11 protein-coding genes are annotated in these 13,570 nt (G+C 70.0%); 7 read left to right on the forward strand and 4 right to left on the reverse strand.

The window, feature by feature from the left end; all coding sequences use genetic code 11:
• Window positions 1–107 precede the first annotated feature (107 nt).
• The 4 genes from desA (at window position 108) to V7E45_RS10560 (ending at window position 5,446) form a co-directional block, all read left to right on the forward strand.
• The gene (desA, locus tag V7E45_RS10545; protein WP_333773829.1) at window positions 108–1,550 is read left to right on the forward strand and encodes a lysine decarboxylase DesA; all 1,443 of its coding nucleotides are present in this window, start codon (window positions 108–110) and stop codon (window positions 1,548–1,550) included.
• On the forward strand, window positions 1,534–2,820 hold the full coding sequence (locus V7E45_RS10550) for a lysine N(6)-hydroxylase/L-ornithine N(5)-oxygenase family protein (protein ID WP_333773830.1): 1,287 nt from the start codon (window positions 1,534–1,536) through the stop codon (window positions 2,818–2,820). Before desA ends, V7E45_RS10550 begins: the two co-directional genes overlap by 17 nt.
• A gap of 314 nt (window positions 2,821–3,134) precedes the next feature.
• Window positions 3,135–3,680, forward strand: coding sequence for a GNAT family N-acetyltransferase (locus tag V7E45_RS10555; protein ID WP_333773831.1), 546 nt, complete (start codon window positions 3,135–3,137; stop codon window positions 3,678–3,680).
• Window positions 3,677–5,446 carry an IucA/IucC family protein gene (locus V7E45_RS10560; protein ID WP_333773832.1) on the forward strand — a complete coding sequence of 590 codons (1,770 nt, stop codon included), beginning with the start codon at window positions 3,677–3,679 and terminating at the stop codon, window positions 5,444–5,446. Before V7E45_RS10555 ends, V7E45_RS10560 begins: the two co-directional genes overlap by 4 nt.
• Window positions 5,447–5,501: 55 nt before the next feature.
• Here V7E45_RS10560 and V7E45_RS10565 read toward each other — a convergent pair whose 3' ends face one another.
• Window positions 5,502–7,103, reverse strand: a complete 1,602-nt coding sequence (locus V7E45_RS10565; protein ID WP_333773833.1) for a beta-N-acetylhexosaminidase — start codon at window positions 7,101–7,103, stop codon at window positions 5,502–5,504.
• A 62-nt stretch (window positions 7,104–7,165) separates the two neighbouring features.
• On the opposite strand from V7E45_RS10565, the gene V7E45_RS10570 reads away from it, so the two are divergent.
• Window positions 7,166–8,065 (forward strand): DUF4429 domain-containing protein, encoded by a 900-nt coding sequence (locus V7E45_RS10570; RefSeq protein WP_333773834.1) that lies wholly within the window; start codon window positions 7,166–7,168, stop codon window positions 8,063–8,065.
• A gap of 42 nt (window positions 8,066–8,107) precedes the next feature.
• Here V7E45_RS10570 and V7E45_RS10575 read toward each other — a convergent pair whose 3' ends face one another.
• Window positions 8,108–9,673 (reverse strand): purple acid phosphatase family protein, encoded by a 1,566-nt coding sequence (locus V7E45_RS10575; protein ID WP_333773835.1) that lies wholly within the window; start codon window positions 9,671–9,673, stop codon window positions 8,108–8,110.
• A gap of 165 nt (window positions 9,674–9,838) precedes the next feature.
• Here V7E45_RS10575 and V7E45_RS10580 point away from each other — a divergent pair, with 165 nt between their 5' ends.
• The gene (locus V7E45_RS10580) at window positions 9,839–10,096 is read left to right on the forward strand and encodes a hypothetical protein (RefSeq protein ID WP_319148544.1); all 258 of its coding nucleotides are present in this window, start codon (window positions 9,839–9,841) and stop codon (window positions 10,094–10,096) included.
• A 26-nt stretch (window positions 10,097–10,122) separates the two neighbouring features.
• A complete protein-coding gene (glmS, locus tag V7E45_RS10585; protein ID WP_333773836.1) occupies window positions 10,123–11,940 on the forward strand; it encodes a glutamine--fructose-6-phosphate transaminase (isomerizing) in 1,818 nt (605 codons plus the stop codon).
• A gap of 75 nt (window positions 11,941–12,015) precedes the next feature.
• On the opposite strand, the gene V7E45_RS10590 is transcribed toward glmS, so the two are convergent.
• Both V7E45_RS10590 and V7E45_RS10595 read right to left on the reverse strand, forming a co-directional pair.
• Window positions 12,016–12,582 (reverse strand): GPR1/FUN34/YaaH family transporter, encoded by a 567-nt coding sequence (locus tag V7E45_RS10590; RefSeq protein ID WP_333773837.1) that lies wholly within the window; start codon window positions 12,580–12,582, stop codon window positions 12,016–12,018.
• Between the two features lie 125 nt (window positions 12,583–12,707).
• Window positions 12,708–13,235, reverse strand: coding sequence for a universal stress protein (locus V7E45_RS10595; protein WP_333773838.1), 528 nt, complete (start codon window positions 13,233–13,235; stop codon window positions 12,708–12,710).
• Window positions 13,236–13,570 lie beyond the last annotated feature (335 nt).

The raw sequence follows: 13,570 nt of genomic DNA on the forward strand, positions 1-13,570 counted from the left end.
CCGGGCGACCCCGGACACGTCACACCCATATCCCGAGGCGATGAACTTAGGTTAGGCTAACCTAAGTTCATCGCCTCGCACGGACAGTCCCCACGGAGGACCCCCACATGCGCTCGCACCTGCTCAATGGCCTCACCGCGGAGCACTACCGCCGCTCCGTGACCGAAGGAGTCGAGCGGGTGGCGGCCAAACTCGCCACCACCGACCGTCCGTTCACCGGCGTCACCGTCGACGCCCTCACCCCCCGGATCGACGCGGTCGACCTCGACCGGCCGCTGGGCGACACCGCGGCGGTCCTCGACGAACTGGAGGACCTCTACCTCCGGGACGCGGTCTACTTCCACCACCCCCGCTACCTCGCCCACCTCAACTGCCCCGTGGTCATCCCCGCGGTGCTCGGCGAGGCCGTGCTCTCCGCGGTCAACTCCTCCCTGGACACCTGGGACCAGTCGGCCGGCGGCACTCTCATCGAGCGCAGGATCGTCGACTGGACCGCCGGGCGCATCGGCCTCGGCCCCGCCGCCGACGGGGTGTTCACCTCCGGCGGCACCCAGTCCAACCTCCAGGCACTGCTGCTGGCCCGGGAGGAGGCCAAGACGGACGACCTCGGCGAACTGCGGATCCTCACCTCCGAGGTGAGCCACTTCAGCGTGCGGAAGTCCGCGAAACTGCTCGGCCTCGGCCCCGACGCGGTCGTCTCCGTGCCCGTCGACCACGACAAGCGGATGCGGACCCTCGCCCTCGCCCGCGAGCTGGAGCGCTGCGAGCGGGACGGCCTCGTCCCCATGGCCGTCGTCGCCACCGCCGGCACCACCGACTTCGGCTCCATCGACCCGCTCCCGGAGATCGCCGAACTCTGCGCCCGCCACGGCGCGTGGATGCACGTGGACGCCGCCTACGGCTGCGGACTGCTCGCCTCGCTGAAGCACCGCGACCGCATCGACGGCATCGAGCACGCCGACTCGGTCACCGTCGACTACCACAAGTCCTTCTTCCAGCCGGTGAGTTCCTCGGCCGTGCTGGTCCGCGACGCGGCCACGCTGCGCCACGCCACCTACCACGCGGAGTACCTGAACCCGCGCCGCATGGTGGAGGAGCGCATCCCCAACCAGGTCGACAAGTCCCTACAGACCACCCGCCGTTTCGACGCCCTCAAGCTGTGGATGACGCTGCGGGTGATGGGCGCCGACGGCATCGGCGAACTCTTCGACCAGGTGTGCCAGCTGGCCCGGCAGGGCTGGGAGCGGCTCGCCGCCGACCCCCGCTACGACGTCGTCGTGGAGCCCTCGCTCTCCACCCTCGTCTTCCGCTACGTCCCCGCCGCGGTCACCGACCCGGCCGAGATCGACCGCGCCAACCTGTACGCCCGCAAGGCGCTGTTCGCCTCCGGCGACGCCGTGGTCGCGGGCACCAAGGTCGGCGGCCGCCACTACCTGAAGTTCACCCTGCTCAACCCCGAGACCACGACGGCCGACATCGTCGCCGTCCTCGACCTCATCGCCGGCCACGCCGAGCAGTACCTGGGAGAGTCCCTTGACCGCGCGTCCTGAAGCCCCGAACAAGACCTACGACTTCGTGGGGATCGGACTCGGCCCCTTCAACCTCGGGCTCGCCTGCCTCACCGAGCCCATCGCCGAACTCGACGGCGTCTTCCTGGACTCCAAGCCCGACTTCGAGTGGCACGCCGGCATGTTCCTGGACGGCGCCCACCTGCAGACCCCGTTCATGTCGGACCTGGTCACCCTCGCGGACCCCACCTCGCCGTACTCCTTCCTCAACTACCTGAAGGAGAAGGGCAGGCTGTACCCGTTCTACATCCGCGAGAACTTCTACCCGCTGCGCGTCGAGTACGACGACTACTGCCGCTGGGCGGCGAACCGGCTCGGCAGCGTCCGCTTCGGCACCACGGTCACCGAGGTCCACCACGAGGACGGCCTGTACGCCGTGCACACCGAGGCCGGCGAGACGTTCCGCGCCCGGCACCTGGTCCTCGGCACCGGGACGGTCCCCTTCGTCCCCCCGGCCTGCCGCGACCTCGGCGGCGACCTCGTCCACACCGCCCGGTACATGCACCGCAAGGCGGAGCTGCGGGCCAAGAGGTCCATCACCGTCGTCGGCAGCGGGCAGAGCGCGGCGGAGATCTACCACGAACTGCTCTCCGAGATCGACGTCCACGGCTACGAGCTGAACTGGGTCACCCGGTCCCCGCGCTTCTTCCCGCTCGAATACACCAAGCTGACCCTGGAGATGACCTCCCCGGACTACATCGACTACTTCCGCGCCCTGCCCGAGGAGACCCGCTACCGGCTGGAGGGACAGCAGAAGGGCCTGTTCAAGGGCATCAACTCGGAACTGATCGACTCGATCTTCGACCTGCTCTATCAGAAGGACGTCGAGAGCGGCGACCGCCCGGTCCCCACCCGACTGCTCACCAACTCCACGCTGACGACGGCCGCGTACGAGGACGGCGCCTACACCCTCGGCTTCCATCAGGACGAGCAGGACAAGGACTTCGAGATCCGCACCGAGGGCCTGGTGCTGGCCACCGGCTACCGGTACGAGCCGCCCGCGTTCCTGGCGCCGATCCGCGACCGGCTCCGCTTCGACGGCCACGGTCGCTTCGACGTCGCCCGCAACTACGCCATCGACGTGACGGGCCGCGGTGTCTTCCTCCAGAACGCCGGCGTGCACACCCACAGCATCACCAGCCCCGACCTCGGCATGGGCGCCTACCGGAACTCGTACATCATCCGTGAGCTGCTCGGCACGGAGTACTACCCGGTCGAGAAGACCATCGCCTTCCAGGAGTTCGCAGTTTGACATCTCTCCCGCATCACGGAGGCGGGGACTTCCACGGCTCGCGCCGTGGACTTTCCTGCTTCATCGCCGACAGCCCGCCCGGAGGGATTCCGTTGAGGTCTTACACCGGCTCCACAGGCCGACACCGCCTGCCCGGCGGCCAGAAGGTTCTGTGCGGCGTTGGAAGGCTCGCTTCACACAGTGATCCCCCACGCCTCGCAACCTAGTGGCCGGATGCAATGCCGTCGCGGTTTTCCCGTATCTGACACCCGAACTGATGAACGCGTGTGCCCTTCCGCTCTACCGCACAAGGTCACGTATCCGAGGAGTTATCGATGAGTACCACCCCGCTGGCGGGCAGCTTCGACTTCCGCCCGCTCGACCCCCTGAAGGACGCCGAGCTGCTGCACGGCTGGGTCACGCACCCCAAGGCCGCGTTCTGGATGATGCAGGACGCGCGGCTGGAGGACGTCGAGCGCGCCTACCTGGAGATCGCCGCCGATCCGCACCACCACGCCCTGCTCGGCCTGTGCGACGGCGAGCCGGCCTTCCTGATGGAGCGCTACGACCCCGCCCGGCGGGAACTGGCCGGGTTGTACGAGCCGGAGCCGGGGGACGTCGGGATGCACTTCCTGGTCGCGCCCACCGACACGCCCGTCCACGGTTTCACCCGGGCCGTGATCACGGCCGTGATGGCGCACCTCTTCGACGACCCGGCGACGCGCCGGGTCGTGGTGGAGCCGGACGTGCGCAACAAGGCCGTGCACGCGCTGAACGAGGCCGTCGGGTTCGTGCCCGAGCGGGAGATGGACAAGCCGGAGAAGCGGGCCCTGCTGAGCTTCTGCACGCGGGAGCGGTTCGAGCGGGCGGTGGCCGCATGAGCCTCACCGACTCCGTGGCCCACCTGTCCCCCGAGCGCTGGGACACCGCCAACCGGCTGCTCGTCCGCAAGGCGCTGGCCGAGTTCGCCCACGAACGCCTCGTCACCCCCGAGCGGGACGGCGACCGGTACGTCGTCCGCAGCGACGACGGACTCACCGCCTACCGGTTCGCGGCCGTCCGGCGCGGCCTCGACCACTGGGAGATCGACGCCGGGTCCCTCACCCGGCGGCGCGAGGGCGCGGAACTCCCCCTCGACGCACTCGACTTCTGCGTCGAACTGCGCCAGGCACTGGGCCTGAGCGACGAGATCCTGCCGGTCTACCTGGAGGAGATCTCCTCCACCCTCTCCGGCACCTGCTACAAGCTCACGAAACCGCGGGTGACCTCCGCCGAGCTGGCGGCCGGTGGCTTCCAGGCGATCGAGACCGGGATGACCGAGGGCCACCCCTGCTTCGTCGCCAACAACGGACGGCTCGGCTTCGGCATCCACGAGTACCTGTCCTACGCGCCCGAGACCGCGAGCCCGGTACGGCTGGTGTGGCTGGCCGCGCACCGCTCGCGGGCCGCGTTCACCGCGGGCGTCGGCATCGAGTACGAGTCCTTCCTGCGCGAGGAACTGGGCGAGGCGGCCCTGGGCCGGTTCCGCGCCACCCTCACCGGGCAGGGCCTGGACCCCGCCGACTACCTGTTCATGCCCGTCCACCCCTGGCAGTGGTGGAACAAGCTCAGCGTGACCTTCGCCGCCGAGGTGGCCCGCCGGCACCTGGTCTGCCTGGGCGAGGGCGACGACGAGTACCTGGCGCAGCAGTCGATACGGACCTTCTTCAACACCTCCGCCCCGCACCGGCACTACGTGAAGACGGCGCTGTCCGTCCTCAACATGGGCTTCATGCGGGGACTCTCCGCCGCCTACATGGAGGCCACCCCGGCGATCAACGACTGGCTCGCCCGGCTCGTCGAGAACGACCCGGTGCTCAAGGCGACCGGTCTGTCGGTCATCCGGGAGCGGGCCGCGGTCGGCTACCGGCACCTGGAGTACGAGAAGGCCACCGACCGCCACTCGCCCTATCGCAAGATGCTGGCCGCGCTGTGGCGGGAGAGCCCGGTGCCGTCGTTGCGCGAGGGCGAGTCCCTGGCGACCATGGCGTCGCTGCTGCACGTGGACCACGAGGGCGCCTCCTTCGCGGGCGCGCTGATCGAGCGGTCGCGCCTCGCGGCCGCCGAGTGGCTGCGGCGCTACCTGCGGGCGTACTTCACCCCGCTGCTGCACAGCTTCTACGCCTACGACCTGGCCTATATGCCGCACGGCGAGAACGTCATCCTGGTGCTGGCGGACGGGGAGGTGCGGCGGGCGATCTACAAGGACATCGCCGAGGAGATCGTCGTCATGGACCCGGACGCGGTGCTGCCGCCGGAGGTCCGGCGGATCAGGGCCGAGGTCCCGGAGGACCAGAAGCTGCTGTCGATCTTCACGGACGTCTTCGACTGCTTCTTCCGCTTCCTCGCGGCGAACCTCGCCCGTGAGGGGATCCTCAGCGAGGACGACTTCTGGCGGACGGTCGCGGAGGTCATCCGGGAGTACCAGGAGTCGGTGCCCGAACTCGCCGACCGGTTCCGGCGTTACGACATCTTCGCCCCGCGGTTCGCGCTGTCCTGCCTGAACCGGCTCCAGCTGCGCGACAACCGGCAGATGGTGGATCTCGCGGACCCGTCCGGCGCGCTCCAGCTGGTCGGGGAGCTGGAGAACCCCGTCGCCGGGTTCTGACGCGGCGGTGGGCACCGCGCGGTACGGTCCCGCGGGGTGCCCACCGGTCCTCGGGTCAGCTCGCCGGCCAGGGGACCTGGGGCGACCTGTAGTACGTGATGCCGAGCGCGGTCCAGCGCGGGCCCTGGGCCGCGAGGCGCGTCCGGTAGGTGTCCCAGTCGTGGGTGGCCGCCGGGGACCAGCCCAGTTCGGCCGCACCCGCCAGGCGCGGGAACGCCATGTACTCGATGTCGGCCGACTTGGTGAGGGTCTCCGACCACAGCGGTGCCTCGACGCCCCGGACGGCCGAGGCCGGTACTCCGGGCAGGTAGCTGCCGGGGTCCCAGTCGTAGGAGCGCTTCACCTCGACCAGTCCGGCCCACTTCGTGCCCAGCCGGGTGGCCGCGGTGTACTTCATGTCGAGGTACACCCGGTCGGCCGGGGACAGGACGATCCCGGTGCCGTTCTGGGCCGCCTTGGCCACCTGCGCCTTCTCCGCCGCGCCGGTGCCGTCCAGGCCCCAGTACTGGGCGACGGCGCCCTGGGCCGGGTGGGCGCCGGTCAGCTGGTGCCAGCCGATGACCGTCTTGCCGTACTTGGCGACGATCGGCTGCACGCGGTCCATGAACGCCACGTAGTCGGCGTGGCTGGTGGAGTGCGCCTCGTCACCGCCGATGTGCAGGTAGCGGCCTGGGGTGAGGGCGGCCAGCTCGCGGATCACGTCGTCCACGAAGTCGTACGTCACCGCCTTGGACACGCACAGCGAGCTGAAGCCCACCTGGGTGCCGGTGTACAGCGGGGGCGCGGTGCCGTCGCAGTTGAGCTGGGCGTAGGAGGCGAGGGCCGCGTTCGTGTGGCCGGGCATGTCGATCTCCGGGACCACCTCCAGATGGCGGGAGGCGGCATAGCCGACGATCTTCCGGTAGTCGGCCTTGGTGTAGGAGCCGCCCCGGCCGCCGCCGACCTGGGTCGAACCGCCGTAGGCGGCCAGCCGCGGCCAGGAGTCGACGGCGATGCGCCAGCCCTGGTCGTCGCTCAGGTGCAGGTGCAGGGTGTTGATCTTGTAGAGGGCGAGCTGGTCGATGTAGCGCTCGACCTGGGCGACGGTGAAGAAGTGGCGGGAGACGTCCAGCATGGCGCCGCGGTACGCGAACCGCGGGCGGTCCTCGATGGTGCCGCCGGCGATCCGCCAGGGCCCGGTCTGGACGCTTCTGCGCTCCACCGACGGCGGGAGCAGCTGACGCAGGGTCTGGACACCGTGGAAGAGGCCGGCGGACGTGCTCGCGGTGATGGAGACGCCCCAGGGACCGCTGGTGAGGCGGTAGCCCTCGGCGCCGAACGGGCCGTCGGCCAGGTGCAGCCGGATGCCGCCGCCGCTCTCTTCGGTGACCGGCAGCGGATAACCGGTGGACGGCCGCAGGATGCCGGCGAGGTACTCGCCGGTCCGGCGGACCTCGTCCGAGCCGTCCACGCGGATGAGGGTGCGGGGGGTGATGCGGTAGGGGGAACCGGCCGGTCTGACCGAGGCGGGCGCCGGGACCACACGGTCCATCGGGGTCGCCGCCGTGCCCCGCGGTGCGGGTGCCGCGCCGACGGTGAAGACGCCTGCCGCCGCCAGCAGCAGCAGTGATCCGAGCACGCGGGTCAGTCGGGGAGTCGTGCTGTGGTTCCGTCTCACATGCGCTCCCTTCAGGAATGGTAAAGACCACTCTCCCGCAGATCCGGTGAAACAATCCCTGCATGGCGGAAATCATCCAGAAGGACGGCACGTGGGCGTTCGACGGGGACGCCCTCAGACTGACCCCCGGCCGGGACAGGAACACCGGCCTGCTGCGCCGGACGCTGGGCGAACTAGTGGTCCCGCTGGGCGCGTTGGCGGGTGTCTCGTTCGAGCAGGGCAAGCGGTCGGGGCGGCTGAGGCTGCGGCTGCGGGACGGCGCCGATCCGCTGCTGCACGCCACCGGCGGCCGGCTCGCCGAGCCCCACGACCCCTATCAGCTGCCGGTGGAGCCCGACCGGTACGGCGTCGCCGAGTACTTCGCGGACGAGGTCCGCAACGCCCTGCTGCTGGACGGGGTTTCACCGGACCCGGTCGGCGGGTTCCTGCTGCCGGGCCCCTCGGTGCCGCTGTCCGCCACGGCCGGGGACGGCACGGCGGGGTTCGACGGGGAGCGGGTGCGCCTGGAGTGGAACTGGAAGACGGAGGACGCCAAGGCCGCCACCGGGACCCGGACGATCCCGCTGGAGGACATCACCGCCGTGGAGTGGCAGCCGGCGGCCGGGCTGGAGAACGGCCATCTGCGCTTCACCGTGCGCGGCGCGCCGGCCACCGCCCCGCCGAAGTACGACCCCAACGCCGTCGAGCTGTGGGGCTTCAAGAAGGACCCGCTGATGGCCCTGGTCGCGGCCGCCGTGCAGGCGCGGCTGCCGCACCCGTCGGGGCCGGCCGCCGTGCCGGACGCGCGCCCCGGGCCGCCGCCGTCCGTCGAGGCGGCGCGGCCCGGCGCGGTGCCGCCGGCCGAGGACGATCACGACGCGCTGCTGCGGCGCCTGCGCGAGCTGGGTGAACTGCGCCGTTCGGGGGTGCTGACCGACGAGGAGTTCGGGCTGGCCAAGCGGGCGGTCCTCAAACGGATGTGAGGACCGCCCGCGCCCGGCGCGTTCGGCGCGTTCGGCCGGGTGCTACTTGGCCCTGCGGGCCACGGTGAAGTGGTCGATGCGGTCGCCGGTCTCGGCGATGCCCGACACCTTCAGCCTGGCGAGGTGGCCCTTCGGCGCGGGCTCGACGTCCACGCGCAGGAAGGAGTAGTTGAGGTAGCGCACCCGGGACCAGGCGACCGTCTCGTTCTGCTTGCCGTCCTTGAGGTTCACGAACGAGGCCACGGAGTCGACCTCGTGCTCGTTGCCCTCGTAGGAGTCCGGGGCGCTGAACGCGTACAGGCTGCGGCCCGCGGCGCCGGCGGTGACGTAGACCACGCCCTCGGTCTCGGGGTAGGCGGTGCCGCCGATCGGGAGCTTCTTGGTGACGGTGTCGCCCTTGATGACGTCCGTGCGCTCGTACTGGTGGTTGTGGCCGTTGATGACCAGGTCCACCGTGTACTTCTCGAACAGCGGCACCCACTCCTGGCGCACGCCCCCCTCCGAGGCGTGCGCGGTGGAGGTGCAGTACGCGCAGTGGTGGAAGAACACGATGACGAAGTCGATGTCCTTCGAGGCGCGGAACTTCTTCAGCTGCGCCTCGAACCACTTGGTCTGGGTTCCACCGGAGATGCCCAGGTTCGCCGGGATCTCGAAGGAGACGTCGTTCGGGTCCAGCGAGATGATCGCCGTGTTGCCGTGGACGAAGGAGTACACGCCCGGCAGGTTCTTCGGGTCAGGACCGTTGTCCGGGAGGGTCCAGCGGGCCTCCTCGCCGCCGTAGCCGTTGGGCGAGTACCAGGCCTCCATGTCGTGGTTGCCGAAGCTGACCATCCACGGGATCTGCTTGGCGACCGACTCGGTCTGGTAGAGGAACTGGTCCCAGGTGCGCGAGTCGAACCCGGTGTCGGTGGTCTTGCCCTGGCCGGCCGGGTCGCCGTAGGCGATGTCGCCGGCGTGCAGGTGGAAGGCCGGGTTCTGGCCGAGGATCAGGCTGTCGTTGGCCAGGGCGTGGTAGCTGACGCCCTGGTCGCCGAAGGCGGTGAAGGTGAAGGGCGCCTTGTGGGCGGGGGCGGTGGTGAAGGTGCCCAGGGTGCCGAGCAGGTGCCGCTCGGCCGGGTCGAAGCCCTCGTGACCGACGCCGTAGTAGTACGTCCTGCCCGGGCGCAGGTGGGTGAGCCGGGCGTGCAGGTAGTACTGGGTGTGGTCGCCGCTCGCGCCGACGCCGGCCGGCGTGTACAGGCTGCGGACCTCGGCCTCGATCTTGCGGGAGAGGTCCCAGGGGTGGGCGCCGATGCGGATGAAGGGCTTCTTCACGGCGACCGGGACCTGCCAGGAGACGGTCATCTCGGTGCGCGGGTCGGTGCCGTAGGAGAGGTGGCGGCCGAAGGGGGCGACGAGGGCGCCGTCGACCCTCTCGGCGGCGGGGGCGGTGGCCTGGGTCGGCACGGCGGCCTGGGCGGTGGCGCCCGGCACGAAGGCGCCGCCCGCGACGGCGCCCAGCGTGACGGCGCCGCCCCTGATCATGGTGCGCCGCGAGAATCTGGCGCGCAGGTACTCATGCTGCTCGGCCATGCTCATGCGCTCGGCCAGCTTCTCGGGTACTCCCATACGAGGAATGTCCATGGCGTCTGAAACTCGTCCCCCAGTGCGACGAGACGCAAGACGCAGGATGGACAGCTTGCGAACAGAGCCCCATAAGAGATCCAATAGCCGCCTGCCCGGAATCGGGCAGGATTCTTGCGAAACTCGCCCCGGTACCCCAGGATCTACCGGGTGCACGAGGAACTTGTCGATCACCTGACGCGATCCACGCCCCTGAGCAGGGGTGAGGCGCTGCGGGTGGTCCAGGACGTGCTCGCCTACTTCGACGAGACGACGCAGGACTTCGTCCGTCGCCGCCACCGTGAACTGCAGGCCCAGGGCCTGACGAACACGGCGATCTTCGGACGGATCGAGGCGGACCTGAGATACCGGGCGGTGGCGCCGCCGGAGCTGACGCTCAGGCAGCTGCGCCGCATGGTCTACGGCTGAGACGCCAGGCTGAGAGATACCTATACATGTGCGGAATTGTCGGATACATCGGGAAGCGTGATGTGGCGCCCCTGCTCCTGGAGGGCCTCCAGCGGCTGGAGTACCGCGGCTACGACTCCGCGGGCATAGTCGTCACCTCCCCGAAGACGGCCGGCCTGAAGATGGTCAAGGCCAAGGGCCGGGTGCGCGACCTGGAGGCGAAGGTCCCGGCCCGCTTCAAGGGCACCACGGGCATCGCCCACACCCGCTGGGCCACCCACGGCGCCCCCTCCGACGTGAACGCCCACCCGCACATGTCGGCCGACCAGAAGGTCGCCGTCGTGCACAACGGCATCATCGACAACGCCGCCGACCTGCGCCGCAAGCTGGAGGCGGACGGGGTCGAGTTCCTCTCCGAGACCGACACCGAGGTGCTGACCCACCTGATCGCCCGTTCCACGGCCGAGAAGCTGGAGGACAAGGTCCGCGAGACCCTGCGCCTGGTCGAGGGCACGTACGGTATCGCCGTGATGCACGCCGACTTCGGCGACCGCATCGTGGTGGCCCGCAACGGCTCCCCGGTGGTCCTCGGCATCGGCGAGAAGGAGATGTTCGTCGCCTCGGACATCGCCGCCCTGGTCGCCCACACCCGGCAGATAGTGACGCTGGACGACGGCGAGATGGCCACCCTGAAGGCCGACGACTTCCGCACCTACACCACCGAGGGCACCCGGACCAGCGCCGAGCCGACCACCGTGGAGTGGGAGGCCGCCTCGTACGACATGGGCGGCCACGACACCTACATGCACAAGGAGATCCACGAGCAGGCGGAGGCCGTGGACCGCGTGCTGCGCGGCCGCATCGACGACCGCTTCTCCACCGTGCACCTCGGCGGCCTCAACCTGGACGCCCGGGAGGCGCGCCGGATCCGCCGGGTGAAGATCCTCGGCTGCGGCACCTCGTACCACGCGGGCATGATCGGCGCCCAGATGATCGAGGAGTTGGCCCGCATCCCCGCCGACGCCGAGCCGGCCTCCGAGTTCCGCTACCGCAACGCGGTCGTGGACCCCGACACGCTCTACGTCGCGGTCTCCCAGTCCGGCGAGACCTACGACGTGCTCGCCGCCGTGCAGGAGCTGAAGCGCAAGGGCGCCCGGGTGCTGGGCGTCGTCAACGTGGTCGGTTCCGCGATCGCCCGCGAGGCGGACGGCGGCATCTACGTGCACGCCGGCCCCGAGGTCTGCGTGGTGTCCACCAAGTGCTTCACCAACACCACGGTCGCCTTCGCGCTGCTCGCCCTGCACCTCGGCCGCACCCGCGACCTCTCGGTACGCGACGGCAAGCGGATCATCGAGGGCCTGCGGAAGCTGCCCGAGCAGATCACCGAGATCCTCAAGCAGGAGGACGAGGTCAGGCAGCTCGCCGAGGAGTACGCCGACGCCCGCTCGATGCTCTTCATCGGCCGCGTCCGGGGCTACCCGGTGGCCCGCGAGGCCTCCCTGAAGCTCAAGGAGGTCTCCTACATCCACGCCGAGGCCTACCCCGCCTCCGAGCTGAAGCACGGTCCGCTGGCCCTCATCGAGCCGGCCCTGCCCACGGTCGCGATCGTCCCGGACGACGACCTGCTGGAGAAGAACCGCGCGGCCCTGGAGGAGATCAAGGCCCGCAGCGGCAAGATCCTGGCGGTCGCCCACCGGAACCAGGAGAAGGCCGACCGGACGATCGTGGTCCCGAAGAACGAGGACGAGCTGGACCCGATCCTTCTCGGCCTCCCGCTCCAGCTCCTGGCGTACCACACGGCCAAGGTGCTGGGCCGGGACATCGACAAGCCCCGCAACCTCGCGAAGTCCGTGACCGTGGAGTAGCGGTCCGCGCGGAACACGGAAGGGACCCCCACGTGCGCCACCGATCACGTGGGGGTCCCTTCGGTGCTGCTCGATTCAGCCGGTGGCCGTCACCCCCCGGCCGGCAGCACGCCGGGGGAGCACTGTCGGCCAGTGCGCGAGGGCGGCGGTCGCCGCGTACCAGGCGGCCGCCCCGGAGACGGCGGCGACCCAGCCGCCGGCCTTGGCGAGCGAGGAGCTGTCGGCGAAGACCGCGACGGCGAGCAGCAGCATCGCCAGGAACAGCAGCCCGTGCACGACCTGCCCGAGGCCGTCGCCGCCGGCGAGGGTCAGGGTGAGCGCCACGAGGGCGAAGAGCATCAGGAAGAGTCCCGCTCCGTTGGCCGAGGTGTGGTCACCGAACGAGACGGCCCAGGTGAACCACAGGGCACCGAGGGCCACGAAGCCCGTGCCGGAAACGGTGTCGCGGTCGCGGAAGGCCAGCAGACCGACGAGGAAGAGGGCGACGCCGCCCACGTAATGGGCCAGTGCGACGGCATCGGCCGCCCCTACGCCGTCGATCACACCGGTCGTGCCGAGTCCGAACGCCAGGAGGGTTACTCCCAGGGCGAGTCGGCCGGCCACGGTGGTGGTTCCGCTTCCCGCGGAGACGTCATTGTCCACGGCGGGCTCCCTTCGTGCAGGTGCAGTTGCGCGGTGATCGGTATATGCCCTTCACAAGGGCACAAACACCTCTACGCGCGAGTAGTTTCCCGCTGTACCAAGGGATGTGACGAAGAGTCGGAAACTCAGGGGATGACGATGACGGGCCGCTGGGCCCGCTTGGCGAGCCGTCCGGCCACCGAGCCGAAGATGCGGCCCACGATGCCGTGCGTCGAGCCGACCACGATCGCGTCGGCCTCGTACTCCCGTCCCACCTCTTCGAGTTCGTGGCAGATGTCACCGCCGCGCTCGACCAGGATCCAGGGCACTTCGGCCAGGTATTCGGCGCAGGCGAGTTCGAGCCCCAGCACCTCGGTCCGGTGGTCCGGTACGTCGACGAAGACGGGCGGCTCGCAGCCCGCCCACACCGTGGTGGGCAACCGGTTGGCCACGTGGACGATGATCAGGCCGGAGTGGGATCGGTGCGCCATGCCGATCGCGTAGGCGAGGGCGCGCTCACTGGACGTCGAGCCGTCGAAGCCGACGACCACTCCGTGCTGGAAGGCGGGATCGCAGGAGGGGCGTGACGCTTCCGCGGCGAGGGGATCGGCCGCCGTGGGATCGGCGACCGGCCGCTTGCGGTCCGCGGGTTCGAAGAATTCGTGACCGGCCATGGCTGTCTCGGCGTTGTGATCCTTTGTGGGTGGGGTGACATCGTGCGGCGGAGCTGTGTCCGGGATTCGTCTTCCCAACCCCATACCCCCAAGGGTACGGCGACACGCCTCCTCTGCCCAGTTCCCGCACACGCTCCGTGAGCGGGCCTCCCGATGTCCACAGGGGTTCCCCGGAGCATGCACGAGCGACGCCCGTAACGCAATGGTTGCTGCCCCGTACAGGCGGTTTGCACGGGATTCGCTTCAGCCCCGGCCGGTGACCGGCCGATCGAACAAGCGTTGAACCCGGTGAGTCACCACCACAGGGAGTACGAGATGCCCCGCCCCCGCCACTC

The sequence above is a fragment of the Streptomyces sp. IBSBF 3136 genome (genome assembly GCF_036815105.1).
GTDB lineage: Bacteria > Actinomycetota > Actinomycetes > Streptomycetales > Streptomycetaceae > Streptomyces.